The 25,852-nt window shown below is 67.0% G+C and carries 24 protein-coding genes and 1 pseudogene; 11 read left to right on the plus strand and 14 right to left on the minus strand.

Going from position 1 to position 25,852, the window contains the following annotated elements; all coding sequences use genetic code 11:
• Positions 1-38: 38 nt before the first annotated feature.
• Positions 39-854, minus strand: a complete 816-nt coding sequence (locus tag ACX80V_RS00445) for a hypothetical protein (protein ID WP_485841548.1) — start codon at positions 852-854, stop codon at positions 39-41.
• Between the two features lie 94 nt (positions 855-948).
• Here ACX80V_RS00445 and ACX80V_RS00450 point away from each other — a divergent pair, with 94 nt between their 5' ends.
• From ACX80V_RS00450 to ACX80V_RS00460, 3 genes are read left to right on the plus strand one after another with little or no spacing between them, the layout of a single operon-like run.
• The gene (locus tag ACX80V_RS00450) at positions 949-1,611 is read left to right on the plus strand and encodes a DUF1684 domain-containing protein (protein WP_058932062.1); all 663 of its coding nucleotides are present in this window, start codon (positions 949-951) and stop codon (positions 1,609-1,611) included.
• 54 nt (positions 1,612-1,665) lie between these two features.
• Entirely contained in the window at positions 1,666-2,514 is an 849-nt protein-coding gene (locus ACX80V_RS00455) for a fumarylacetoacetate hydrolase family protein (RefSeq protein ID WP_485841549.1), read from the plus strand.
• Positions 2,515-2,531: 17 nt separating this feature from the next.
• On the plus strand, positions 2,532-3,023 hold the full coding sequence (locus tag ACX80V_RS00460) for a GtrA family protein (RefSeq protein WP_485841550.1): 492 nt from the start codon (positions 2,532-2,534) through the stop codon (positions 3,021-3,023).
• Here the strand turns inward: ACX80V_RS00460 and ACX80V_RS00465 are convergent.
• From ACX80V_RS00465 to ACX80V_RS00490, 6 genes are all read right to left on the minus strand, one after another.
• The gene (locus tag ACX80V_RS00465; protein ID WP_485841551.1) at positions 3,020-4,174 is read right to left on the minus strand and encodes a cysteine desulfurase family protein; all 1,155 of its coding nucleotides are present in this window, start codon (positions 4,172-4,174) and stop codon (positions 3,020-3,022) included. The genes ACX80V_RS00460 and ACX80V_RS00465 overlap by 4 nt on opposite strands.
• A gap of 7 nt (positions 4,175-4,181) precedes the next feature.
• A complete protein-coding gene (nadC, locus tag ACX80V_RS00470) occupies positions 4,182-5,054 on the minus strand; it encodes a carboxylating nicotinate-nucleotide diphosphorylase (protein ID WP_485841552.1) in 873 nt (290 codons plus the stop codon).
• A complete protein-coding gene (locus ACX80V_RS00475) occupies positions 5,047-6,855 on the minus strand; it encodes an L-aspartate oxidase (RefSeq protein WP_485841553.1) in 1,809 nt (602 codons plus the stop codon). Before ACX80V_RS00475 ends, nadC begins: the two co-directional genes overlap by 8 nt.
• Before the next feature lie 53 nt (positions 6,856-6,908).
• Positions 6,909-8,231, minus strand: coding sequence for a quinolinate synthase NadA (gene nadA, locus ACX80V_RS00480; protein WP_248760060.1), 1,323 nt, complete (start codon positions 8,229-8,231; stop codon positions 6,909-6,911).
• Positions 8,228-8,938: an NUDIX hydrolase gene (locus ACX80V_RS00485; RefSeq protein ID WP_248764125.1), complete on the minus strand. Its 711-nt coding sequence runs from the start codon at positions 8,936-8,938 to the stop codon at positions 8,228-8,230. Before ACX80V_RS00485 ends, nadA begins: the two co-directional genes overlap by 4 nt.
• A 157-nt stretch (positions 8,939-9,095) precedes the next feature.
• Complete coding sequence (locus tag ACX80V_RS00490) at positions 9,096-9,575, minus strand: Lrp/AsnC family transcriptional regulator (protein WP_485841554.1); 480 nt, start codon at positions 9,573-9,575, stop codon at positions 9,096-9,098.
• Positions 9,576-9,751: 176 nt separating this feature from the next.
• Here ACX80V_RS00490 and ACX80V_RS00495 point away from each other — a divergent pair, with 176 nt between their 5' ends.
• From ACX80V_RS00495 to ACX80V_RS00520, 6 genes and pseudogenes are all read left to right on the plus strand, one after another.
• On the plus strand, positions 9,752-11,131 hold the full coding sequence (locus tag ACX80V_RS00495; protein ID WP_485841555.1) for an amino acid permease: 1,380 nt from the start codon (positions 9,752-9,754) through the stop codon (positions 11,129-11,131).
• A 28-nt stretch (positions 11,132-11,159) separates the two neighbouring features.
• A pseudogene (locus ACX80V_RS00500) lies at positions 11,160-11,360 on the plus strand (biotin/lipoyl-containing protein); the annotation flags it as partial.
• Positions 11,361-11,364: 4 nt separating this feature from the next.
• Complete coding sequence (locus tag ACX80V_RS00505; protein ID WP_485841556.1) at positions 11,365-12,192, plus strand: alpha/beta fold hydrolase; 828 nt, start codon at positions 11,365-11,367, stop codon at positions 12,190-12,192.
• An 84-nt stretch (positions 12,193-12,276) separates the two neighbouring features.
• Positions 12,277-12,678 (plus strand): hypothetical protein, encoded by a 402-nt coding sequence (locus ACX80V_RS00510; protein ID WP_485841557.1) that lies wholly within the window; start codon positions 12,277-12,279, stop codon positions 12,676-12,678.
• 57 nt (positions 12,679-12,735) lie between these two features.
• Positions 12,736-13,023 (plus strand): serine hydrolase, encoded by a 288-nt coding sequence (locus ACX80V_RS00515; protein WP_485841757.1) that lies wholly within the window; start codon positions 12,736-12,738, stop codon positions 13,021-13,023.
• A gap of 92 nt (positions 13,024-13,115) precedes the next feature.
• Positions 13,116-13,763, plus strand: a complete 648-nt coding sequence (locus ACX80V_RS00520; RefSeq protein ID WP_485841558.1) for a phosphoribosyltransferase — start codon at positions 13,116-13,118, stop codon at positions 13,761-13,763.
• A gap of 87 nt (positions 13,764-13,850) precedes the next feature.
• On the opposite strand, the gene ACX80V_RS00525 is transcribed toward ACX80V_RS00520, so the two are convergent.
• Entirely contained in the window at positions 13,851-15,185 is a 1,335-nt protein-coding gene (locus ACX80V_RS00525; protein WP_485841559.1) for an MFS transporter, read from the minus strand.
• Positions 15,186-15,487: 302 nt separating this feature from the next.
• Here ACX80V_RS00525 and ACX80V_RS00530 point away from each other — a divergent pair, with 302 nt between their 5' ends.
• Positions 15,488-16,213, plus strand: coding sequence for an IclR family transcriptional regulator (locus tag ACX80V_RS00530; protein ID WP_485841560.1), 726 nt, complete (start codon positions 15,488-15,490; stop codon positions 16,211-16,213).
• A gap of 43 nt (positions 16,214-16,256) precedes the next feature.
• Here ACX80V_RS00530 and ACX80V_RS00535 read toward each other — a convergent pair whose 3' ends face one another.
• From ACX80V_RS00535 to ACX80V_RS00550, 4 genes are all read right to left on the minus strand, one after another.
• Positions 16,257-17,546: an MFS transporter gene (locus ACX80V_RS00535; protein WP_485841561.1), complete on the minus strand. Its 1,290-nt coding sequence runs from the start codon at positions 17,544-17,546 to the stop codon at positions 16,257-16,259.
• 127 nt (positions 17,547-17,673) lie between these two features.
• Positions 17,674-20,751, minus strand: coding sequence for an AAA family ATPase (locus ACX80V_RS00540; RefSeq protein ID WP_485841562.1), 3,078 nt, complete (start codon positions 20,749-20,751; stop codon positions 17,674-17,676).
• Positions 20,748-21,929 carry an exonuclease SbcCD subunit D gene (locus tag ACX80V_RS00545; protein ID WP_485841563.1) on the minus strand — a complete coding sequence of 394 codons (1,182 nt, stop codon included), beginning with the start codon at positions 21,927-21,929 and terminating at the stop codon, positions 20,748-20,750. Before ACX80V_RS00545 ends, ACX80V_RS00540 begins: the two co-directional genes overlap by 4 nt.
• Positions 21,930-22,000: 71 nt before the next feature.
• On the minus strand, positions 22,001-23,014 hold the full coding sequence (locus ACX80V_RS00550; protein WP_485841564.1) for an MIP/aquaporin family protein: 1,014 nt from the start codon (positions 23,012-23,014) through the stop codon (positions 22,001-22,003).
• 142 nt (positions 23,015-23,156) lie between these two features.
• On the opposite strand from ACX80V_RS00550, the gene ACX80V_RS00555 reads away from it, so the two are divergent.
• Positions 23,157-24,239, plus strand: coding sequence for an ADP-ribosylglycohydrolase family protein (locus ACX80V_RS00555; protein ID WP_485841565.1), 1,083 nt, complete (start codon positions 23,157-23,159; stop codon positions 24,237-24,239).
• Here the strand turns inward: ACX80V_RS00555 and ACX80V_RS00560 are convergent.
• Together ACX80V_RS00560 and ACX80V_RS00565 are read right to left on the minus strand one after the other, a co-directional pair.
• Complete coding sequence (locus ACX80V_RS00560; RefSeq protein ID WP_485841566.1) at positions 24,226-24,744, minus strand: DUF4395 domain-containing protein; 519 nt, start codon at positions 24,742-24,744, stop codon at positions 24,226-24,228. The genes ACX80V_RS00555 and ACX80V_RS00560 overlap by 14 nt on opposite strands.
• Positions 24,745-24,853: 109 nt before the next feature.
• A complete protein-coding gene (locus ACX80V_RS00565; RefSeq protein WP_485841567.1) occupies positions 24,854-25,846 on the minus strand; it encodes a 3'-5' exonuclease in 993 nt (330 codons plus the stop codon).
• Between the last annotated feature and the right edge of the window lie 6 nt (positions 25,847-25,852).

Genomic DNA, 25,852 nt, shown 5'->3' on the forward strand with positions numbered 1-25,852 from the left:
TCCCGCGCTGGCCCGGGGTTGAGGGGCAAGGGGCAGGACTAGTTTTTGATCTCCAGAGACATTAGCATCCGTTGGACGTTCGCGAATTCCGAGCTCTCGTCCACGTACTTTTCGGCCTGGCCCAGGGTGTCAAACGCCTTCGCCGGGGCCACCTTCTCATCCGGGGCGAAGGCCTTCAGGACTCCGAGGTCACCGAACGAGTAGTCCCCTTTTTCTGCCGGGCCACGGACCACATTCCGCAGTTCGCAGGCCTGGCCGTCAGCCCCGCCCACAATGTTGGTGATGCCGTAGGAACCGAAGTAGCGGTAGCCCTGGATGACGCGGAACACCACGTGCGGGGCGATGGTGCCTTCCCCCGTCAGGCTGGGAAGCTCCACCGGCACGCTGCTGATCACAACGTACGGTTTCCGGGCAGACTCGGGGCACTCGGACGACGACGGCGGCAGTCCTGTCCGCAGCGTGGCCACCACCGTGCCGTCCTGCTTTTTCACTTCGATCTTCAGGGCACCCGGCAATGTCCCGTCCTCGGGCGTGACGGACTGGGCGATTAATTCCTCCGGCAGGTCGAAGCTGACGGTCTTCGCCGGATCGGTAAAGGTCTTCCAGGCAGCAGCTGTTGCAGCCGGGCCGGGTGCTGCGGACGTCGAGGCGCCCGCTGTGGCAGAAGGATCCGATGACGGGGACCCCGTAGCGCCGGCGGTTGAGCTCGTGCTGGCGCCAGAGCTGGCCGATGTGTCCGGCTGCGCCGTCCACGCTGAACCGCTGTTACCAGGCGCGCTGCAGCCGGCCGCCAGTCCACCGGCCATCAGCAGCGCTACCGTCCGCACTCCCCACATTGCCGCCTTGTGTGTCATGCAGCCAGCCTATCGGCGCGCGACGGTGGACAAGGGCCGGAGCCTCGTGTCGCCGTCGGACATTCCCCGCGCGCAAGGGACTAGGCTGGTGCCTATGGCGGATGAGCAGTACGGCGCGGACCTTGAGAGCCTGGCGGACATCTCCGCCATCGACATTGCGGACTGGCGGCTGCGGACGTTTGCGCTGTACGACACGGTACGGAAGGTTGCCGCTGAAGATCCGGCGGAGGCCCATTCCCTGTGGCGGCATGAACGCGACCGGATGTTCGCAACGCATCCGGCCTCGGCCCTCAGCGCTAGGGACAAATCGCAGTTCTCCGGCCTGAAGACGGCCGATTACGATCCCATCTACCGCTTCTATGTGCCGCTGACCCTTGAGGGAGCCGGCCGGGAAATGACCGTGGAAACCGCCACCGACGGCGTGGTCCGGTTTGTCCGGCTGGGCACGTTCGATCTTCCCGAACTGGGCCAGCTCGGCGTGTGGAAGCTGCACGGCTACGGCGGCGGGATCTTCGTTCCGTTCCGGGACGCCACGGCTGGCCAGCCCGGCGGAACATATGGCGCCGGCCGGTACCTCCTGGACACCATCAAGGGCGCGTTCCATGGGGTCCATGGCTCGGGGGCGGGCGCGGAGTTTGTCCTGGACTTCAACTTTGCCTACAACCCGTCCTGCGCCTACAACGAGGCCTGGGCCTGCCCGCTGCCCGGCCCGTCCAACCGCCTGGCCGTGGAGATCCCGGTGGGCGAGCTGTACTGAGCCTGCCGGAGCCGGCCACCGGCCACCGGCCGCCGGAGGACGTAGGATGTCATCATGACTGCCAGCGCTCCCCGCCGCCTTGCCCGTGTCCGCCCCCTGTCCCCGGCTGTTGCCGACGAGCACTTCTTCGTGGCCAATGACGCCCCAGACTTCGGCTCCGACGCCGGCCGATCCTGGACAGTCGTTGAATCCCCTTTCGGGGCGTCCCGTCCAAACGCCAACCCCCCGGCCCGGCCCGGCTGGGAAACCGGCACTGTAGTGGACCAGGACTCGTTCACGTTCCTGGCGCCGTCGGTCCCCCTCAACGTCTTCGGCATGGCGCACAACACCGGCCAGGCCGGCCGGGACCTCCCGCCGCAGGCCTTTCACAAGGCGGCATCGAGCGTGATCGGCCCGGATGACGCCATTGAACTGAGCTCAACGGTGGGCTACGTGGACCCGGAAGCGGAACTGACCGTCGTCGTCGGGCGCACCGTCCGTGGCCTGACGCTGGAAACCGCCCGGAGCGCCATCCTTGGATTCACCATCGGCAACGATGTCTCGGCCCGCGATCTGCAGAAGTCGGACGAGCTGTGGATCAGCGCCAAGAGCCAGGACACCTTCACTCCAGTGGGCCCCTGGATTGTGACGGACCTCGACGACTCGGACCGGTCCATCAGCATCGTCCACAACGGCACCGAACTGAAGGCCGCCAGCAGCACCGAGCTCGGCTGGAAGGTGGACGAAATCCTCGTGTACCTGACGTCCTTCATGACCCTGCATGCCGGCGATCTGGTCCTGACCGGCTTCCCGGCGGAGTGTGCCCGCATCCACCCCGGAGACACAGTGGTGTGCTGCGTGGAGGGCATCGGCGAGCTCAGCAACCCGGTCAAGGCGGCATCCTGGGAGGAACCACCGGCCTGATATGTCAGGCTTGACCCATGGAGACCCCTGCTGCGCCCGCCGCCCAGCTGACGCAGCAGCCCACGCGCGGTGCGCCGGCCACCAAGCATTACCGCGGAATCTTCAGGTTTCCGCTGGTGCGGCAGCTCCTCCGCTTCACGGGCGTCGGCATCATCTGCACCGCCACCTCCCTGGCGCTCTATGCGTTGCTGCGCCCCTGGCTGGGACCGCAGCTGGCCAACGCGGCCGCCCTGGTCCTGACGTCTTTGATGAACACGGCATTGAACCGCAGGCTGACGTTCAAGATCTCCGGGCAGCGCCGGATGGCCCGCGACCACCTGAACGGCGTGATCGTCATCGCCGTGGCGCTGGTCATCACAGGCGGCAGCTTGGGCGTGCTGCATTGGCTGCACCCGGACGCCACCGTGTCCGATGAGCTGTGGACCACCACTCTGTCGGGCTTCGTGGCCACCGCCGTGCGGTTCACGATGCTGCGGCACTGGATCTTCCGCCGCGCCCGCCACATCTAGCGACCGAGGGTCCGGACGCTCCCGACGGCGGTGCCCACGGCTGCCGCTGCCTGCTCCAGTTCCTCGGATGTCACCGTTGAGGTGAAGCTGAACCGCACAGCCGTCTGCGCCACTTCGGCGTCAAAGCCCAGCGCGGTCAGCACCGGCGACGGCGCATCCGAGCCAGCGGCGCATGCCGAACCACTCGAGCACACCACACCCTGCCGCTCCAGCTCCAACAGCACGGATTCTCCGCTGGTACCGGGGAAACAAAACGACGCTACTGACGGCAGCCGTTCCGTGCGGTGCCCGGTGAGCAGGGCACCGGGCACCGTGTCCAGGATGGTGGCGATGAAGCGTTCGCGGAGCCCTGCCACTCGAGCCGCCAGCTCCGGCCGTTCAGCGTGCGCGAGCGTCAGGGCGGTGGCCAGCGCCACAGCACCGGCCACGTTTTCGGTTCCCGACCGCCGGCCGCGTTCTTGGCCGCCGCCGTGCACCAGGGGCTCCACACGGGTCCGGCCGCGGAGGTACAGCACGCCGCAGCCCTTGGGTGCGCCGAGCTTGTGGCCGGAAATGCTCAGGGCATCCACGCCCAGCGCCTTGACATCCAGGCGCAGCCAGCCGGCGGCCTGGACGGCGTCGGTATGGAACGGGATGCCCATCGCGGTGGCCACTGCAGCCAGTTCCGCAACCGGCTGGATGGTGCCTACTTCGTTGTTCGCGTACATAATGCTGACGGCGGCGGTCTCCGCCCGGAGCACGGCGGCGAGCGCCGCGGGCGCCACCCGGCCGGCGCTGTCCACGGGAACCACCTCAACGGCGAAGCCGTGGAACCGCTCCAGGTACCGGGCGGACTCTTCCACGGCGGGATGTTCGACGGCGCTGATCACCACGCGGTTCACCGACGGATCCGCAGCCTGCCGGGCCAGGGCGATGCCCTTCACGGCCAGGTTGTCCGCCTCCGTACCGCCCGAGGTGAAGGTGACCTCACCCGGCCGGCAGCCGAGCACCTTGGCCACGGCGGCGCGGGCGCCTGCGAGCGCCGACGCAGCGGCCTCGCCCAGGGTGTGGTGGCTGGAGGGGTTGCCGAACTCGCCGCTTAGGTAGGGCCACATGGCCTCGAGGACTTCGCGGCGGACGGGCGTGGTGGCGGCGGCGTCGAGGAAGATCATGGCCGAATCAGCCGGCCCTCAGTTCGACGTCAAGGCCCAGGTCCAGGGCAGCCACGCTGTGCGTGAGGCCACCGATGGAGATGACGTCCACGCCCGCGGCCGCGATGTCCGCCACGGTGCCGAGGTTGACGTTGCCACTGGCTTCCACAATGGCCCGCCCGGCCACCTGCCGCACGCCGGCCCGGAGCTCATCGATGGTGAAGTTGTCCAGCATGATGGTGTCAACGCCGGCGGCGAGGACAGGCTCGATCTGCTCGGCGCTGTCCACCTCCACCTCGAAGTGCGTGGTGTGCCCCAGCTGGGCCTTGGCCGCGACAAGCAGGGCGGTGAGCTTGGCGGGGTCGCCGCCGGTCATGACGGCCAGGTGGTTGTCCTTGGCCAGCACGGCGTCGGACAGGCTGTAGCGGTGGTTGGCTCCCCCGCCGCAGCGCACCGCGTAGCGCTCCAGCACCCGCAGGCCGGGGGTGGTCTTGCGGGTATCGGTGATGCGCGCTTTGGTACCTTCGACAAGCTCCACGAATTCCGCGGTCTTGGTGGCGATGGCGCTCATGCGCTGGACCAGGTTCAGCGCGACCCGTTCGGCCAGAAGCACGGAGCGGGCGCTGCCCCTCACCCGCGCGAGATGAGTGCCGGCGTCGAACGCTTCACCGTCTACAAGCAACAACTTCACGTCCGTCTCCGGATCAATGAGCTTCATGGCGTCGCGGAAGACGGTTCCGCCGCTGAACACGCCGGGCCCGCGGGCGTTGAGCACGGCGGTGGCCCGGGCCTCCGCCGGGATCAGCAGCTGGGAGGTGATGTCACCGCTGGGCGCGTCCTCGGCGAAGGCCCGCTCCAGGATGTCCCGGACGGGTGCTGCGGGGAGGGTCAGGCTAGTCATTAACGAGGCTCGCTTTCCGGCTCATGGTGTAACGCTTGTCAAAATGTTCGACGGCGGCATCCGCGGGCACGCTGTCGCTGCGGTAATGCGCCCCCAAGGATTCCCGCCGCTCCCGCGCGGCATGCACCAGCAGCTGCGCAGCCAACAAAAGATTGGCATCCTCATGCTCCCGAGGATCGAGGGAATCAGGAACATTCTCAGAGGGTTCGACGACGGCCCAGGAGCCAAGAGCTGCCCCCGCCTCCCGCAGCAACCACCCATCCCGCAAAACCCCAGCGTTAGCAGTCATCAACCGCCGAAGCGCCACCCGAGAAAACGGCCCCGCATCAGCAAAGGATGTTTCCATGGGCCCAGCCGACGGAACCATTTCAAGCTGCCAGGAAATGGACGCTGACGCGTCGTTAAGCATCACCGGCAGTTCCGGAGGTCCCGATAGCGCCGTTGTTGCGTGAGCGGCCGGACCGGCCGCCGAGCTTGCGAGGCGATCGCCGGTGCGAGGCGAGAGCGCAGGCGCCGAGGGATCTGTGGAACTGCCGGCCAGGAACGCAACAACAGCCCGCCGCCCAAAAACAAGTCCCTCGAGTAGGGAGTTGCTGGCCAACCGGTTAGCCCCCTGGACGCCGGTGCAAGCAACCTCGCCGGCGGCAAGCAACCCAGGCACCGAGGTCCGCCCGTAGAGGTCGGTAAGGACCCCACCCATCCAGTAGTGCGCGGCTGGGGCCACGGGGACGAGTTCGCGGGTCCAGTCGACGCCGGCTTCGCGGGTGCGTTGGGTGATGGTGGGGAACCGCTTGGCCAGGTAGCCCACGCCCCGCCGGGCTTCGACCACCATGGCGTCAAGGAACACGTGCCCGTTGGGATCACCGAGGGTGGCCAGGTGCAGGGCGATACTGCGGGAGACGACGTCGCGCGGGGCAAGTTCTGCGTCGGCGTGGTAGGCGGGCATAAAACGTTCGCCGAGTGCGTCCAGCAGGATGGCGCCTTCGCCGCGGACGGCTTCGGAAATCAGGAGCGGTTCGGTGCCGTTGCCGGCCGCCTCAAGGGCATCGGCCGGCAGCACCATGCAGGTGGGGTGGAACTGGAAGAACTCCAGGTCCGCCACGGCGGCTCCGGCCCGCCAGGCGAGCGCCAGCCCGTCGGCAGTTGCCACGGCAGGGTTGGTGGTCTGGGCGAACAGCTGGCCCGCTCCCCCAGTGGCCAGGAGCACGGCATCACCGTGGACGCCGAGTTCCCGCCCGTCGTGGAGGAAATTCACGCCTGCCACACGGCCTTCGCTCTGCGACAGGGAGATGACCTGGGCGTGCCCGATGACCTGGATCCGGCCAGCGGCCTGCGCATCCAGGACAGTCCTGATGAGCGCTCTGGCCACGCCGGCACCGGTTGCGTCGCCGCCGGCGTGCAGGATCCGCGGCGCGGAATGGGCGGCCTCGAGACCCAGTGAGGGGTCGCCGTCGTCGTCCATGTCGAAACGCACGCCGAAGCGTTCCAAGCCGGCGATATCCAGCCGGGCCTCCGTGCAGAGCACGCGGACGGCCTCCTCGTCGCAGTGCCCGGCTCCGGCCTTCAGTGTGTCTGCGATGTGCGCGGCCACAGTGTCCCCGGGCGCGGGCTCGTCGAGGACGGCGGAGATGCCGCCTTGGGCGTAGTACGTGTTGCTGTCCGCGAGCGCGCCCTTGGTCAGCAGCACCACCTCGGCGCCGGCATCGGCGGCAAGCAACGCGGCGTACAGTCCCGCAATGCCGCTCCCGACGACGATCAGCCGCCGGGGTGCCGGACCACCGGCTGGGCTCTCTGCGCTCATGTGGGGCTCGTTTCGATTTCCGGTGTTACAGGAGTTGGACTACAGCGGACGGGCTACAGCGGACGCGATGCGAGCATGCGCTCGAGCGCGGTCTTGGCGTTGTCCTGGACGGAATCGTCCACGCTGATGCGGTTGACGATGCGGCCTTCGACGAGTTCCTCCAGGACCCAGGCGAGGTAGCCGGGGTGGATGCGGTACATCGTGGAGCAAGGGCAGATCACCGGGTCCAGGCAGAAGATGGTGTGCTGGGGGTACTCGGCCGCGAGCCGGTTCACCATGTTCACCTCCGTACCGATCGCGAAAGTGGTCGGTTCGGTGGCGGCTGCGATGGCCTTCTTGATGAAGTCGGTGGAGCCGGCGGAATCGGCGGCGTCCACCACCTCCATGGGGCACTCGGGGTGCACAATCACGTTGACGCCGGGGAACTCGGCGCGGGCCTTTTCGATCTGCCCGACGTTGAAGCGCTTGTGGACCGAGCAGAAGCCGTGCCAGAGGATCACGCGGGAATCGAGCAGGGCCTGTTCGTCGTTGCCGCCCAGTTCCTTGCGCGGGTTCCACATGGGCATCTGCTCCAGCGGCACACCCATGGCTTTGGCGGTGTTGCGGCCCAGGTGCTGGTCGGGGAAGAAGAGGACCCGCTGGCCCCGTTCGAAGGCCCATTCCAGGACCACTTTGGCGTTGGAGGAGGTGCAGACGATGCCGCCGTTCCGGCCGCAGAAAGCCTTCAGGGCGGCGGAGGAATTCATGTAGGTGACCGGAATGACCGGAACCCGCCCCTCGGCGTCGGCCTCGGTACCGAAAATCTCTTCGAGCTGTTCCCAGCACTCCTCCACGGAGTCGGTGTCCGCCATGTCCGCCATGGAGCAGCCGGCAGCGAGGTTGGGCAGGATGACGGCCTGTTCCGGGGTGGAGAGGATGTCCGCGGTCTCGGCCATGAAGTGCACGCCGCAGAAGATGATGGCCTCAGCGTCGGGCCGAGTGAGGGCGGCGTTGGCCAGCTGGAAGGAGTCGCCCACAAAGTCGGCGTACTGGATGACTTCGTCGCGCTGGTAGAAGTGGCCCAGGATCACTGCCCGGTCCCCGAGCTTTTTCTTGGCCGCGCGGATACGGACATCGAGCTCGGCATCGCTGGCGAGCTTGTATTCCTCCGGAAGCTGGCCCTGGCGCGGCGTGGCGGCCGGGGCAACGTCCGCGCTGGAGGCGCCGGGTCCGTAGGCAGGGGCACCCGCGAGGGCTTCGGCAAGGTCGTATTCCCACGGGCCCTTGGCGAGCGCGGGGCTGCAGGTGGCCGCTGTTTTGCCTGCTGCCGCGCTTCGGGCCGCGCTTTCGGCTTGTTCGCGCGTGATCAGCTGGATGGCTGTGTTGACGCTGCTCATGGTGTGCTCCTGTTATCGGGGTCAAGGCCGGGACGGCCGGTGAAGCGGTAAAGACGTGGCGGGCGGTGCTTGCCGCCCTGGAGGTATTCGCCGGTTTCTTCGATCTCCGGCGTGGATTTGAGCTGGCGGCGGAAGTTGGCCGGGTCCAGCCGAGTGTCCAGGACGGCTTCATAAACTTCCCGGACCTGGGCGAGCGTGAAGTACTCCCCCAGGAAGTGGTAGGCCACCGAGCCGTAGGCCAGCTTGTTCCGCAGGCGCCGGAGCGCGTACTCAACAATGGCGTTGTGGTCAAAGGCCAGGTCCCCCACCTTGTCTGCCCTGAACCACTTCACGTTCTCCGATTCGTCGGCCAGGGCGGCCTCGGTGGGCTGGACCAGCGCCCAGTACACGATCGACACCACGCGCTGCGTGGGTGAGCGGTGCAGCCCGCCGAACGCGTAGAGCTGCTCCAGGTAGCTGGGCGTGAGTCCGGTGGTTTCCCGGAGGTTCCGGGACGCGGCATCCTGCAGGGATTCAACATGCGTCAGCGGTCCGCCGGGAAGGGCCCAAAGGTCCTTGTACGGCTCACGGATCCTGCGGACCAGGGGAAGCCAGAGCGTAGGCCGGCCCGAGGACTCGCTGGGCCGCAGGGCGAAGATGACGGTGGAGATCGCGAGCGAGGGTGCAGCGCTGGCCCGTTCGGAGACGTTCGCTGAGCTGCTGTACACGGTCACTCACCCGCTCTCTGCATCTGGGCTTCATTGCCATCACTTAGTTATAGTCATTTTGACTCTAACTGATTCTACGGCCACCTTCCTCTGATTCAAAATGTTTCGCCGCCCCGTGCGACTGGACGAAGGCTCCTTGGGCGGGTCCCCGGAGACCTTACTCCGGCTGCCTGGCGGCCGCGGCTTCGAGCAGGTTCAGCGTCCTGCCCTGGAAATGAGTGTTGAAGACAATCACGGACGACGCGCGGAGCACGGTCCTGGTGGCGATCATCGCATCCAGAACACACTGCAGGTCCGGATTGGACCGCGCGGCGATCCTCGCCATAAGGTCCGAACTGCCGGAAACGGTGTGGACCTCGATCAGTTCCGGGATCGCGGCCAGCGCCTCGGCCACCGCACCGTGGCCCAGGTCCTGGTTGATGGTCAGCGAGCAGAAGGCCACCACAGGGAAGCCGAACTTGGCGGGATCAGGCCGGGGCACCCACGAACTGATCACGCCGGCCTCCGTCATCCTGTCAAGCCTCGACTGGACGGTGGCGCGGGCAACGCCCAGAACCCTCGAGGCCTCCAGCACCGAGCCCCGCGGACTGTCGGTAAAGAATCGGACAATTTTGGCATCCAGGGTATCCACGTTCATACAAACTCCTTCATGCACCGCCATGGGGTAAGCAAGTTGCTAGCCAATAGTCGTCCTAGTGATTCAAAGTGCCACCGTCGCTCCACAACCGTTGCCCGCGGGCCAGCGACTTAGGCGGTAAATTCAAGTGGTCCCCGCGGGGGGCACCAATCCCAACCCCAAGAAGGTTCACAGGCATGACATCGAAGTCCACGGCAGTGCGGCCGGAATCCCACCTCGGCCACACCATGAAACCCCGGCAGCTCACCATGATGGGACTGGGCAGCGCCATCGGCGCCGGCCTGTTCCTGGGTTCGGGGGCCGGCATCCAGGCCGCGGGGCCCGCCGTGCTGATCTCGTACCTGGTCGCCGGGACGCTCATCATCCTGGTGATGTGGGCGCTGGGCGAAATGGCCGCTGCGAATCCCACCAGCGGCGCGTTCTCCGTCTACGCCGAGCGGGCGCTCGGAAAAACCGCCGGCGCCACCGTGGGCTGGCTGTGGTGGCTCCAGCTGGTGGTGGTCATCGCCGCGGAAGCACTCGGCGCCGCGGGCCTGCTGTTCTCCGTCTGGCCGGTTATCGCCGTCTGGGCCCTGGCACTCATCTTTATGGTTGTGTTTACGGCCATCAACCTGACGGGCGTCAAGAACTTCGGCGAGTTCGAATTCTGGTTCGCCATCCTAAAGGTTGCCGCCATTGTGGCGTTCCTGGCCGTGGGGGCCGCCCTGCTGCTGGGTCTCCTGCCCGACGTAGCTTCGCCTGGACTCGCAAACATCACCACTGATTTTGCCCCCGCCGGGCTTGGCGGAATCGCCACGGCATTGTTCGTGGTGATCTTTGCCTTCGGCGGAACCGAGATCGTGGCCGTGGCCGCCGCGGAAACGGAGGACCCGGAGCACAGCGTGGGCAAGGCCATCCGGACGGTGTTGTGGCGCATCCTGGTCTTCTACATCGGGTCGGTTTTTGTCATCGCGGCCGTCCTGCCGGTCTCCTCCGAAGGACTCGCCTCGCCATTTGCCGGCGTGCTCGACGCGGCCCGGATCCCGGGCGCCGGCACGGCGATCACCCTGGTTGCCGTCGTCGCACTTCTCTCTGCACTGAACGCCAACCTCTACGGCGCGTCCCGCATGGCGTACTCGCTCGCCGAACGCGGCGAGGCTCCCCGGTTCCTGGCCAGGCTCAGCGGCGCCAGCGTGCCCATGGTGGCGGTGGGCGTGTCCGTGGCGTTCGGTTTCTTTGCCACGGTTCTGGAGCTGCTGTTCCCGGACCGGATCCTGCCGGCCCTGTTCCAGCTGGTCGGATCCACGTGCCTGGTGGTCTGGGGCACGGCCCTTGTTTCGCAGCTGATCCTCCGGCGCCGGGCGGACCGGGAAGGTGCCGACCTTCCGCTGCGGATGAAGGGTTTCCCGGGCCTGACCATCTTCGGGCTGGTCCTCCTGGGCCTGATCTTCGCCGTCGGCTTCAGCGCGGAAAGCAGCCGCGGCCAGCTGCTGAGCACGTTTGTCCTGGTTGCCTGCCTCGCGGCGGCCTGCTGGATCGGTGCCCGGCTCACCACCCGCGATCGCCAACCAATGTAAGTGGCAGCAGATGTCGTCATGAGACCTCAAATCCGCTGTTGAACTGCCCAGTCCGCAGGCAGGTAAAGTGGTCCGTATCTTCGGTGGGGCAGGCGACAGGATCAATGTCGGCGAACCCCTGATCGTGTTCGAGGTGCCGGACAACACCGCCGGAATCGTGGGCACGGTCCCGAAGGACGAGGCACCGACGCGCCGGGTCCGCCTGAGCGCCGTACTTGATGAGGACTGACACCATGAGCGGCAGGCACACCGGCGAGATGCATTCCCACACCGTTGAGGGCACGGACCCCCAACTTTTTGTGGAGGTGCACGACCCCCAGAACGACGCCGGACTGCGCCCTGTGCTGCTGCTGCACGGCTTCTCGTCCTCCAGCAAACTCAACTGGCATGACACCGGCTGGGTGGCCGCCCTGCTGGAGGCTGGCCGCCGCGTCATCACCGTGGACCTGCCAGGACACGGCCGCAGCGGCGCCCCCGAAGACATGGACTCCTACTCCCCCAGCCGGATCCGCGCAGATCTGCTGCAGATAGCGTTCGACGCCGGCGTGCGGCCATTGCACAACGGTGACCCCACCAGCGGGATGGACGTTGTGGGCTATTCCTTGGGCGCCCGGCTCGCCTGGGAATTCGGCGCCACCCAGCCCGAGATCGTCCACCGCCTGGTCCTGGGCGGACCGAACATCGCCGATCCGCTGGCGGCCTTTGACCTCATCGCCGCCCAGAACTACCTCGCAGACGGAACCCCCATCGCGGACGAGTCAACGGCCGGCCTGCTCAAGATGGCCATGCTCCTGCCGAGCAACAACATCTTCGCGCTGCTGTCCCTTGTGGATGCCATCAAGGCCGAGCCCTTCGATCCGGCCGAAGCCGTCCCCCACATGCCCATGCTCCTTGTGGCCGGCGACCAGGATGAACGCGCGGCCACCATGCCGCAGCTTGCGGAACTCGGCATCCGGGCTGGTTCCATGGCTGAACAGCTGACGCTACCCGGGCGGAACCACACCAACGCCATCACCAGCCGGGCATTCAAACAAGGCGCCATCGCTTTCCTGGGGGTCTGAGCACTGCGCGGCTGACCCCTGGGCGGCTGATTCCTGACAGGGATTTCATAGCTCCCGCATAGGCTCCGCTGCTTGGATCGTCAGATGCACGATCCTTCCCAGCCACGCGCCCGCCGCAAGGTCGCCGCCCTGCGCCGCCGCTCCGTCCTGGTGGCTGCCGCCGGGTTCCTCGCCGTGGCCCTGATCGCCGCCCTCTACATCCTGGCGCCTGCCCGGCCCGTGCAGGGTGCGGCATCGCGCACATCAATTGCCATCGACACCTTTGCAAGCTCCGCCCCGATTGACGCGGGCCTGGACGCAGCCATCGATGCCATCATCGGCGCCAACAGCCAGTACCAGATGGGTGTTGCGCTGATGGCTACAGACGGCGGGGACGTGCACCAGTACGGCGTAGAGGAACCGTTCGAGGCAAGCGAGCACGGCCAAGATCCTGACCGCCGCGGCCTATTACCACCTCGTGGAGGAGGGTTCGGCGTCCCTCGTTGATCGGCTGGGCGCGTTCACTTCGGAGTTCCAGATCCAGGCGATGGTCCAGGACAGCAACTGTTCGAGGGCCGGCTCCTGGACCAGGATCATACGGAGCAGCTGCTGTCCTACATGCAGGACACCAACTACGAAAACCTCATTCCGGCCGCAGTCCCGGACGGCGTCACCGTCTTCCACAAATACGGGCTGCTCGATGACGAACTCCACGACGCCGCCATCCTCTCGATGTCCTCCGGTAGCTCCGTGCTGGTGGTTTTCACGAAGGGTGCCGACCTGAGCGACATCCCTGAACGGACGGTGGTGATCCACGAAATCACCAAGGCTGTTACCGCCACCCTCTCGTAACTGAGCAGCGGTGGGAGGAAGTATCCCCCGGTTCCCGGCGCGGCAGCAGAAGGTAGGCTGGAAGCGGGGCGGAGACAGCCGGAGAGGGAACAATGAGCACGCGTTTTGAAGACCGCACCGATGCCGGTGAACGGCTGGCGGCGGTGCTCACCCAGTTCCGGGAACGCCCCGACACCATCGTCCTGGGGCTGGCCCGCGGCGGCATCCCCGTCGCCGCCGCGGCCGCCAAGGCCCTGTACCTGCCACTCGGCGCCGTTCTGGTCCGGAAACTCGGCATCCCCGGCCACGACGAAACAGCGTTCGGTGCGCTGGCCTGGTCGGGAGGCCGGATAGTGCGCCTGCTCAACCGCCCCCTGATCACCCGCATTCTGGACCACGGCGTCCGCCAGGAGTGGCTGGACGAAGTGGAGAAACGCGAGAGGGCCGAGCTGCTCCGCCGGGCCGCGACTTACCCGGGGACCAACAACGACCTCACCGGTCAAACAGTTCTACTGCTCGACGACGGCCTGGCCACCGGAGCCACCATGCGCGCTGCCGCCGAGGCAGCCCGTTCCGGTGGTGCGGCACGCGTCGTCGCCGCAGCGCCGGTGGGTTCGGTGGAAGCCTACACGGCCGTGTCCCGCGTGTGCGACGCCGTGCTGTGCCTGCATCTGCCGGGCAAGTTCCGCGCCGTGGGCAGCTTCTACCGGCACTTCGAACAATTGGCCGATGAGGACGCCATCAGCCTGCTGAACCAGTAGGCGTCGGCGGCAACACCGGGCCCGAAAAGCCAAACGGCGGGTCCAGGCCAGATGGCCCGAACCCGCCGTTCCGCGATGCGTACAACTTTAGTGGTGGCTGCTGACGCCCAGCGGGTTGCCCTTCGTCTCCTTGGCAAGCAAAACCCCGACAGCCGAAATCACGCACAGGATCATGATGTAGATGCCGATGGATCCGGTCCATTTGGTGCTCTGCAGCAGAGTCTCGGCAATGGTTGCGGCGAAAGCACCACCCAGGATCGCACCGAACGCGTACCCGATGGAGATGCCCGAGTAGCGGACATTGGCCGGGAACATCTCGGCGTACATCGCCGACATAGGGCCGTAGGAGAGACCGAGTCCGATGGTCAGGACGAAGAGCGCCACGCCGTAAAGCCAGATGTTCCTGGTGTCGATCAGGGCAAACATCGGGATCATCCAGACGAAGATGATCGCATACCCGATCAGGAACGTCTTGACCCGGCCGATCCGGTCTGAGAGCCAGCCGCCGGCGAGCGTGAAGATCAGCCAGCCGAAGGAGGCGAGGGTGGTGGCGAGCAGGATTTCCGGGACCGGCATCTTCAGCGTCCTGGTGGCGTAGGAGATGAAGAAAGCGATCAACAGGTAGCCAGCGGCATTGTTGGCGATGAAGATCATGGTCGAGTAGAGGACTGGCCTCTTGTGGCTACGAATGAGCTCGCTGAGCGGCGCCCTGCTTTCGGCCTTTCGGGCCGCCATCTCCTGGAAGACGGGGCTCTCGGCCACGGCCCGCCGGATCAGGTATCCCACCACAATCAGCACAATGGACAGCAGGAACGGAACCCGCCAGCCCCACGAAGCAAAATCTTCCTTGGACATGTTCGAGTTGAGTATGAAGAGCAGGCCGGTGGCCAGGATCATGCCGACCGGGACGCCGATCTGCGGGTACGCGCCGAACACGCCGCGCCGGCTCCTGGGGGCGTGCTCCACTGCCATCAGGGCAGCGCCGCCCCATTCACCGCCGGCGGAGAAGCCCTGGGCAATGCGGAGGATGATCAGCAGGATGGGGGCCCAGACGCCGATCTGCGCGTAGGTCGGCAGCATGCCGATCAGAGAGGTGGCTGCGCCCATCATCAGGAGGGTGAAGACCAGCATGGCCTTGCGTCCGAGCCGGTCACCAAGGTGGCCGGCAACCACTGCACCCAGCGGGCGGAACAGGAAGCTGATGCCGATCAGCGCGAAGGACAGGATCTGGGCCAGGCCCGGATTGGATTCGTTCAGCGGAGCCAGGAACAGCGGGGACAGCAGGGTACCCGTCAGTTGCGCGAAGATGAAGAAGTCGTACCACTCGATGGTGGTGCCGACCAGCGTTGCTGCGAGGACCTTGCGTTCCTCGTGCTTGCTGCTCGGGCCCGCCTCGGAATCGACGCGTGAAGTTTCGGTCATTGGAACTCCGTGGCTTGGGGCAGCCTGGTTGGGGATAACGGCTGCCGACGGTGGATTTAGGCCGTCCGATTTACTGATCGAACGGTCAGTTAGTATGACGTTACGCGAAGATGTGACGAAACGCACTATTTTTCTTGATTCTCCGCGCGGATCAGTTCCATAGTTGATGCGAGTCAGTTCGATAGTTGAACTTCCTTTTCGGAATCAGCACAGAGCTTTTCGAAATCCGCACGCAGTCCGAATGAGGGAAGCACCGTCACGGCACCCGGGCAGCGCCCGTGCAGCCGCCTAGGATGGGACCCATGACGCCCACCGCAGTCCCCGCCGGAGCAGCTCAGGCTTCGCCGTCCCAGACCCTGTCGCGCGGAATCCGTGCGCTGGAAATCCTGGCGGCCGCGGAGACTCCCTTGACCATTGCGGAACTTGCCGACGCCATGGGGGTTCACCGTTCCGTGGCCTACCGGATCCTGCGGACCCTGGAGGATCACTCCTTGCTGGTGCGCGATGACGCGGGCAGAGTCCAGCCGGGGCCCGGGCTGGCAGTCCTGGCGCGGGGGGTTGCCCGCAACCTGCAGACGGCGGCGCTGCCGGAACTGACGCAACTCGCGAACTCCCTGACCATGAGTGCCTTTGTGGCCGTCTGGGACCGCGATGACTGTGTCACGCTGGTCACCGTGGACCCGCGGCATACCGGGGCCGCCATCGTCCAGCACCCTGGCTCCCGGCATCCCATCAGCGCCGGTGCCCCTGGAATTGCGATCCAGTCCGCCTATTCAGAAGCTGAGTGGCATACGGCAGCCCCGGGAATCCCCTATCGGCCCGAGGCGGGAACCGCGCGGCAGCTGCGCTATGCCGCCAGCCACGATGAAGTCATCGCCGGAGTATCCTCCGTGGCAGTTCCGATCATGGTCCCTGCCGGCCGGCCAGCCGCGCTGGCCGTCGTCTATATCCGGGCAGCCCAGAATCCGGACGAAATCGCCGCTGCGCTAATGGCGGGTGCCGCGCGCATTGAGGCCCAGCTGGGCTGACCATTGCACACGCCGCCTGGCCGTGACCAGCGCACGGCGTCGATCAGTGGCGTTTGCGGAGAATGACGGCGGCCGCGGCACCAAGCACCAGCAGGCCGCCGGCGGCAATCACAGGCACAATGAATGCGGCATGATAGCCGTGGGCCTGCGCCAGCTGGCCACCAACGGCGGCCCCCAGTGCGGTACCCGCCACGATCCCGCTTGCCAGAGCTGTCATCACAGTGCCCAGCCTTTCCACCGGCGCCACCAGGCCTCCGATCGCGAAGACTGTGACCATCACGGGGCCCACGGGCAATCCCAGGACCAGAAGCACCGCAATCATGCCGCCCAACGATCCGGGCACCAGCAGCAGCAACGCGAGCACCGTCATGAGTGCCGCGCTGACCAGCCACCGGGCGGCGGGAGTGAAGCGCTGGGGCCAGTACGCCACGGACAGGGCTGCGGCGGCCGAACTCAGTCCCATGACCGCATACAGCAGTCCGGCGATTTCCGAGGTGGCGAAACTGGCGGAGAAGGAGCTCAAAGCCGTCTGGGCGGACCCGAAGAAAGTGCCCATGGCCACCATCGCCAGGACGGGCAGTGCGACGACGGCGGGAATCCTCGCAGCCTTGCGCGAAGCTGTCGAGCCCCGGTTCAGGGGAACCGCCTTGTGCGTGGAGTGCACGGCAAAGGCGGGCACCAGCGTGATGGTCATGGCTGCGGCCAAGGCCAACGGCAGCCAAGGGGCCACCAGGCTGGCCAGGATACCCACCAGAGCCGGTCCCAGCACGAACGTCAGCTCATCAGCCGTGCCTTCGTACGACAGTGCCGTGTCCAGATCCCTGCCGCCCTTCGCTCCCTTGCCCCGCGAGGTGAGCGCCATCCAGCGCACCCTGGCCAGCGGCCCTACCTGCGGGCAGCTGGCCCCAGAAAGGAATGCGGCGGCGATCACGGCCACGGGAAAAGACTCGGCTTCGGGCGCAGCCCAAGCCGTCCCGATCAGGGCCAGGACAGCCAAAGTGTTGAGCACCGCCGCCACCAGGAGTACGGGCCGCTGCCCCCTGCGGTCTGCGAGGGCACCGAAAACCGGGGCGCCGAGGGCCGAGCCGATCCCCACAGCACCAGCGGCAGTGCCACCGAGCGCGTAGGAGCCGGTCACGGAGGTAACAAGCGTCAGGGCGCCGACACTAAGCATGGCCAAGGGCAGCCGGGCGAACAGGCCCAGGGGGATAAAGCTGCGGCCTGCGAGGTGCGGGAGCCTGGCGAACCGCCCGGTGGGCGGAGCCAGCGCAGCGGAGGCTGGCGCAGTGTCAGGAGAGAGAGGGGCTTCCAGGGAAGCGGGCAGGGAGGACATTGTTGAAGAGTTCAAGGTTCCGGGCTCGTTCAGTAATGCGCATCGTCCCTCCTCCCGATGCGCGCGACCCGGTAACTATCCAATTATAGAGGCCGGCTGGGGCCAGTCCAGCCCGCCATGGCCGCCGTCACACCAGCGCCTCGGCGGCGTCGGAAATGCGGAGGGTGGAACCGTTCCGGCCCTTGAGGACCTGGAGCTGGGTTCCGATGCGCTGCTTCATCTCCCCCACATGACTGACGAGACCCACAACGCGCCCGCCGTCGCGTAGGCCTTCGAGGGCATCCATCACCTGTTCCAGGGACTGTTCGTCCAGGCTGCCGAAACCCTCGTCCACAAAAAGCGTCTCGATCTGGATGCCGCCGGATTCCTGCTGCACCACGTCCGCCAGCCCCAGTGCCAGAGACAGTGACGCCATAAAGGATTCGCCGCCGGAAAGTGTGGAAGTATCCCGGCGGTGTCCGGTCCACTGGTCCACCACTTCCAGGCCCAACCCGGATTTCGCGCCGCGCGCCGCCTTGGCGTCTGAATGCTGGAGCAGGTATCGGCCATCGCTCATGGCCACCAGGCGTTCGGAAGCAGCCAACGCCACCTGTTCAAGCCGTGCCGCGAGGACGTAGCTGTTCAGGCTCATGCGGTACGTGTTGTCTCCCCGGCCTGCGGCGGTATCAGCCAGGGCTGTCATCAGCTGGGCGCGTTCCCGCGGAACCCGCCCGGAACCGGCAAGCCGTTCGTAGTCATTGCGGACAGCGGCCAGCGATTCCACACAGCGCACGGCCATTCCGGCGGCGAGATCGGCGGCGCGTGCCTCCTCCCCGGCCTGCTCCGCGGCGGTTTGCAGCTCGGCAATGAGGGCTTCGTCCACCGCGGGATGGGCTGCTTCTTCCGTCAGTGCCTGCCGCAGGTCCTCGGATGCGAACAGCTCGGCAATCCGCGCCTGTTCGTCGTGGCCGGCCCGGACGTCAGCCAGCAGGGCGTCGGCGTCGATGGCCGACAGCAGCTGCGCCCGGGCTTCAACGTCAGAACTGAAACCAGCCTCCGGCAACGCCAGGTCAAGCTGGATCCGCGCTTCCTCGGCCCTGGCCTTGGCCCTGCTGAGCAAGGCCTGGGCCTCCACGGCCTTTTCCAGTGTGGCAGCAGCGTCCTGCAGCGACCGCAGCCGGTGTGTGAGGCTGCGGTGGCCGCCACGCAGGGCAGAGAGCGCCTCGTCAAGGGACGCCAGCTGGTCCACCAGTCCCGACAATTCAACGGTGACCTGCGCGAGTTCGGATGCTGCGCTGCGCATGGCGGAGTCCGCTGCCGCAATTCGGGCCTCCGAGCCCTCAAGCTGCCGCCGGAGGTCCTTGAGGTTTTTCACCGCCAGCTGCGACTCTCCGGCGGCGGTGCGGGCAGTCTCGAACGCTGCAATCGCATCCTCTTCGGGGGTGTCACCGCCCTGGCCTTCAAGGACAGCCACCAGCTGGTTCGCGTCGCCCAACTCACGGGCCCGCGCTGCCAGATCTTTCTCCGCAGACTCGTGGTCGTGCTGGGCGGCTTCCTCGGCCTGGCTGAGGCCCAGCGCTGAGGCAGCAGCCTCAGCGGGAGCCGGGTGGTCCGCACTGCCGCAAACCGGGCAGGCTTCCCCCTCGGCCAGCTGGGCGGCGAGTTCGGCGGCGGCGTTGGCGAGTCTTTCCTCGCGCAGGTCCAGCCAGCGGAGTTTCTTCTCGAGCTGGATCTCCCGGGACGCCGAGTGGCGCTCGTTGGCGAGTCCCTGCGCCGCGCGTGCAGCCGCGTAGCGCCGGACAACGTCAAGAAGTTCCTCAGCCGCAGCGGCTTCCTTGGCGTGCAGGATGGCGGCTGAGGCCAGGTCCGTCAGGGGCTCGAGGCCCGCCGTCAGGGTTTCCTGCTCCGCGCGGAGGGCCTGCAGCGAAACGCCCAGGTCAATATCCGTTTGTGTGAGTTCCTGCCGCTTTGTGCTGAGTGCGGTACGCCTGGCAACGAGTGAATGGAGGCGTTCTTCGTCCGGCAATCTTGCTTCCACAACGGCCAACAGGGACCGGAGCCGGCTGAGCTCACCAGCGATATCAAGGGCCCCTGCGGCGGAGAGCCCGCCATCGGGGTGGTCCGCATCCAAGGCGCCAAGGTCCAGCTGGTCCAGTTCGGGGTCTTCATCCGCCGCCATGCGCAGCAATGTGATGGCGGATTCCATGGCTCCCGCCGCGTGCCGGACCTGGGTCTGGCTGGACTGGACTGCATGCAGCTGGCCCGAGAGCACCTCGGCGCGGCGGTGTTGTTCGAGGCGGGCGGCGTGGACTTCCAGTGACGGCAGGGTTGCCTCTGCGGCTGCCTTCCTGGCCTCGGCGGCTGCCAGTTTGCGGTGCCGTTCCCGCCGCGCGGACTCGCTCTCCAGCCGGCCGGAGGTGTGCCTGCTGACAGCTGCTGCGGCCCCCGCCGCGGCAGCCAGTTCCCTTGCGCGGTGGGCCACTGATTCCTGCAGCCATTCGATCCGGGCAGAAGATTCTTCCTGGGCAGGAGCTGCGGAATCGTCAATGGCCAGCGCGGCGGCCTCGGCTTCCGCCCGCGCCGCCAGCAGCTCAAGCTCCGCGTTCAGCCGGGCAACATCGTTCCGCGCGGCCTGCGCCTGCGCCGCCAATTCCTGTTCCAGGGCCTCGAATCGCTGGGTGCCGAAGAGCTTCTGCAGCAGTTCCAGGCGATCGGCTGCCTTGGACCGCAGGAAGGCGGCAAAATCGCCCTGCGGCAGCATCACCACGCGCGTGAACTGTTCCCGGTCCATTCCCAGCAGGGCGGTGATTTCAGCGCCGGCTTCGTCGTTGCGTCCGGATCTCTCCGTCCACGTCCCGCTGATGCGTTCCCGGAGGAGCGTTTTGGCCTGCTGTGTGGTGAAGCCGTTCTTCCCCCGGGCACTGGGTTTATCCCAGGCCGGCGACCTGGTGACTTCGAAGTGGCGCCCCTGGGCGGAAAACTCGCAGGTTACCGCCGGTTCGAGCGACGGCTCGGCATGATCGCTGCGCAGGCGCTTACCCTCCTGGCGCGCCCCGGGCACGGATCCGTACAGCGCAAAGCAGACGGCGTCCAGCACGCTGGTCTTCCCTGCCCCCGTAGGCCCTTTAAGGAGGAAGAGTCCGTGGGCGCTCAACCTGTCGAAGTCGATTTCCTCGGTACCCGCAAAGGGCCCGAAGGCGGAGATGGCAAGGCGGTGGATCCTCATAGCGATGCCTCTTTCAGGCGTACGTTATCCAGAGCCGCGGCGATGGCCGACCGCTCGGCGTCGTCCGCGTCCCGCCCCCGCACATGATCGAGGAATCCGCAGCAGAGCGAGAGATCATCCTGGGCTTCGGCGAGCCGGCTGCTGTAGCTCTTGGACGCCTTGACGGCGCCGCCCTGCGGATCAAAGCCGAGGACCAGCGTGTCCGGAAACCGGGCCCGCAGCCGCTCCATGGCCTGCGCCGGCCGCTGCTCATCCGTCAGGGTGATCTGGCAGTACGCCCCTTCGGCCCAGGAATGTTCCGCGGACTCCAGGAGCTCCGAGATATCGCCGCGGAGCGCGGCCAGCTTCCGCGGGGCTTCCCACGACAGTTCCGATACAGCGGTCACGCCGTCCGGGCCGATGTCGATCAGCCAGCTTCCCTTGGTGTGCTTGGCTTCGGAGAACGAGTAGGCCAGGGGCGAACCCGAGTACCTGACCTGCGGCGACAGGGTCTGGCGGCCGTGCAGGTGACCCAGCGCGGTGTAGCTGAATCCGTCGAAGAGGTCCAGGGGCACGGCTCCGACTCCCCCGATGCTGAGGTCCCGTTCGCTGTCGGAGCTGATCCCTCCACTGGCGAACGTGTGGGCGAGGACCACCGAATGGACGGTTCCCGCAGCGCTGCGCTCCGCGAGGTCTGTCCGGATGCGGTCAGTGGCGGCGCGGGTGACTTCGAAGTGGCTGGCTGTTTCTGCACCGAGTTGTTCGGCGACCAGGCGCGGTTCCAGCCAGGGGATTCCATAGATGGCCAGGACGGCACCGGCCGTCCCGCCGTCACCCGTCTCAAGGGGCAGGACGACAGGCTGGTCCAGGTCCGCCAGCCGGGTCCGCAAGTGGACGCCGCCACGTTCCAGCAGCCGGGAGGCGAAGCCCAGCCGGATCGCGGAGTCGTGGTTGCCGGATGTCAGCACCACAGTGGCGCCGGCCGCCGTGAGCCGCACCAGGGCATCGTCCAACAGCCCCACGACGTCGACGCCGGGCAGGGCGCGGTCGTAGACATCGCCGGCGATCAGGACGACGTCGACGGCATTTCCGGTGACAGCGCTGACGAGCTGATCAACAAATGACCGCTGGGCGTCCAGCATCCCGACGCCATGGAAGGACCTGCCCAAGTGCCAGTCCGATGTGTGCAATAACCGCATATTCTTACGCTAGCGGCTGCCACCGACAGTTTAGGAAACCGCCGCAACAGGCCGTTGCCCAGTCAGGCCAGCTAGCCGCGCTTTCCGTCGAAGAATTCCTGGGCCTCGTCGCGGTTGTCCGGCTGGTCCGCGGCGGCATGAGCCGGTGCGGGCTTGGCCGGAGCAGGTGCCTTGGCGGGCACCGCAGCGGACTCGTCGGCGACGACGCCATCGACGTCGGCATCCTCGTCGTCGTCAAAATCCACAACGTCGTCGGCCTCACTGCCGTCATACACTGACCCGTCAGCGGCTGATCCAGCGGCCGAAGCAGTAACGGCAGCAACCGGCTCGGCGAACCCACGGAAGACCAGCCCGGCGATGGCTGCGCCCGCCAGGGGAGCAACCCAGAAAAGCCACAGCTGCTCAAGGGACCAGCTGGAGCTGAAGACGGCCGAGGCCGTGGCGCGGGCGGGGTTGAACGGCGCATTGCCCACGGACAGGCCCAGCTGCAGCAGGACCGCGAAGGCGAGGCCCACGGCTACGGCGGCTGCCGTCTTGTTGACGTTGTTGCGTGCGGTGGTGCCCAGGAAGACTGCAACCAGGATGGCGGCCCCGAGAACTTCCAGCAGGAGCACGCCGGCGAGGGGCGCCTGGATGATGGAATGTTCGCCGAATCCGGCGGTCACGGTGTCGAACGCCGTGCGGCTGTCCTGGATGCCCGGCAGTGTGCGCAGGATGCCGAAGAGTGCGAGGGCGCCGAGAAGCCCGCCCACCAGCTGCGCGCCGATGTAAGCAGCGGCGTCACCGAGCCGGATCCGGCCGGCGACGGCGTGGCCAACGGTCACCGCCGGGTTGAAGTGTCCGCCGGAAACGTAGCCGAAGGCCAGCATCGCCGCGGTCACTGCCAGGCCTGCTGCGAGCGCGGCGGGCAGCGGGCTGGACTGCGGGATGGAGAACAGCGGCACGCCCAGGCCTGCCACCACGATGAAAAGGCTGCCAAAGGCTTCGGCAGACAGCCTGGACACCAGCCCGTGCCGGATTTCGGCACCGCTGCCGGCAGTCAGCCCGGGGGCGGGATCACGGTGGACGGGCACAGGCGTGGTCATGGTGGGGCAATCCTTATCGTTGGGGTTTGGTGCCTTTGCATTCTGCCAAGGGATTCTGGGCGTTGGCTGAGTCCGAGCTTAGTGGACGGACGGCGTGGCGCCCCGGCGCGTTCCACCTTCGCCCCACGGTAAATTTACTGTCATGAGCATTGAACCGGGCGCCGTTGCCGCGCCCCCGCTGAAGTCCCGCATCCACGGCTGCCTCCTGGGCGGGGCCTTGGGAGACTCGCTGGGCTACGCGGTGGAGTTCGACCCGATCGAGGCCATCCGCCAGCGCTTCGGCCCCGCGGGCCTGACGGACTTCGCAGCGCTCGACGGCGGCAGCCACTTTTCGGACGACACGCAGCTGACGCTGTACACCGTGGACGGGCTGGTGGAGGTGCTCGAATGGGCCAATGACGGCGTGGGCGCCGACGCGAACGCCTGCCTGTGGCTGGCCTACCTCCGCTGGCTGGCCACCCAGGGCGAGTCCGTACCGCCACAGGCCCCGGCACAGCCGCCGCGGTGGATCGACGGCAACGAGGTCCTGAGGCACCGCCGCGCCCCGGGCAACGCGTGCCTCCGCGGGCTGGCCACCGGCGAAATGGGAACGGTGTACCGGCCGGTGAACCCGGACTCGAAGGGCCGCGGAACAGTGATGAGGTCGGCACCGTTCGGCCTGATTCCCTTCATAGCGTCCGACGCCGTCTATAAGTTGAGTGCCGACGCCGCCTCCCTGACGCACGGCCATCCGTCCGCACGGCAAAGTGCCGGAAGCTTCAGCCTGCTGATCCACCGCCTGGTGGCCGGTGACACCCTCGCAGACGCGGCGGCAGCGGTCCTGGCCGAAGTGCGTGGCCTGAAAGATGTGGCGGCGGAACTTCCCGAGCGGCTTGAAACCGCCATCCGCTGTGCGGGAACAGGCGTCCTGTCGCCGGAGGACCTGGTTCGGCAACTCGGCGAGGGCTGGGTCGCGGAGGACGCGTTCGCCGTCGGGCTTTACGCTGTCCTGGCCACAGCGCCCGATGCGGACTCCGCACTGTCGCCGCAAGACCATTTCCGGGCAGCCGTGGCGCTGGCCGTCAACCACAGCGGCGCCAGCGATTCCACGGGATCCATCGCCGGAAACATCCTGGGCGCCTACTACGGCGAAGAGTGCCTGCCCCCGGAATGGCTCGACGCCCTCGAAGGGCCGGACGTCATCCGCGGCATGGCCGACCTGCTGGTGGGCGTCACAACCGCTTGAGCGCCACGTTGTTGCAGGCCTCGCAGATGTCCTCCGGGATCAGACCCCGGCGCTGCAGCACTCCGAAGATAACGCAGCCCAGGCAGAATCCGGCAAAAGCCTCCAGCGAGGCAGCCGCAATGAGTACTGCGAGCGCAATCCAGGCTGCCGGGGCAGCACCGGCAAGGAACAGGACCAGCGCCGTAGTGGACACCACCGTTCCCATGCCCTGGGCAAAACGCTTGGGCGGTCCGGGAACCAGGCGAACGCGGCCCAGGCGGGGCGCCAGAACCTTGACGGAGAGCAATGCCAGCGGCGAAATCCGTGGCCCGAAGAGCACCCGCAGCCAGAAGCCCACGGCGATCAGCACGAGTCCCCAAACGGACCCGCTCAGCAGTGTGGCGCCCGCGAGGAGCACCACCAGGCCGGCGGTGATCCGGGCCGCGTATTCATTGACGGGGTTGGGAAAGGCGAACACGGCGGACCAGTTGATTCCGGTTGTTTGGCCGTCCGTTAGTTTGCTCATCCTGCAAGGCTAGGAGCCGGGCCCGCCGCAGGGAAGATTTGTTGCGCCGGATGAACACCGGGCCGGATCCGTGCAGCCGGAATCACAGCATGCGGACAAAGCGTGCGGCTCAGCCGCCCACCATCTGCAGGAACTCGCCTTCGGAGAGTACTTCGATGGGCTGGCCGCGGTCGTGGAGCTCCAGGACGCGCCGGGCCTTGCCGGTCAGCCTGCCGGACCGCAGGTCCGCGGCCACAAAGCCGTCACCCACCACCAGCACCGTGGTGCGGGCGGTTACCCGGCTTTCCGGCCGGGCACCCAGCTCGGCCGAACGCACCTTCGCTTCCGGCCGGGCCATGGAGAGCTCGCCGGTGAAGACGACGGTCTGGCCGTACAGCGGGTGGGAGGGTTCGGCGTCGGCATTGGGGACGGGGTTGTCGCCCTCCTCCGGCCACCCGGACAGGAACGGGCGCACCAGCGCCGCGCTGTTTCCGCCAGCGGCGCCGGCAAGGGCGGTAAGGCTGGCTTTGGACAGGACATCGTGCGCCGGGTCAAACGCCTCCTGATGCGGCAGGACCAGGCCCAGCGACAGGTAGAGCTCTGCAATGCTGTTGGCGTTGTTCCGCGCAGCGATGTCGATCAGGATGCCGGCGCAGGCGCGGGCGTCTTCTGCGGCGTCGTGGTGATTGACCAGCGGCACGCCGGCTTCCTCCGCGGCGAACGGCAGGGAATTGGAGACCAGGGAGTAGCAGCGCCGGGCCAGCATCACGGTGCAGACGTAGTCGTAGGCAGGGCCGGGCAGGCCGGAAACCTCAAGCCCTGACCGGATCACTCCCAGGTCAAAGGCCGCGTTGTGCGCCGCCAGGATGTCGTCCCCGATGAAGGCGCCAATCTCCGGGAACAGGTCACCGAAGCGGGGACGGCCCGCGACGTCCGTGGCCTTGATGCCGTGGACCCTGACGTTGTGGTACTCGAAGTGGTCGTGGTTGACCGGAGGCCGCATCAGCCACGACGCCTCATCCACCACGCGCCCGCCGCGCACTTTTGTGAGGCCAACCGCGCACGGTGAACCCCGGAAGCCATTGGCCGTCTCGAAGTCGATCGCCGTAAAGTCCAAACCCACGGCCCA

The sequence above is a fragment of the Pseudarthrobacter arbutini genome, assembly GCF_054510915.1.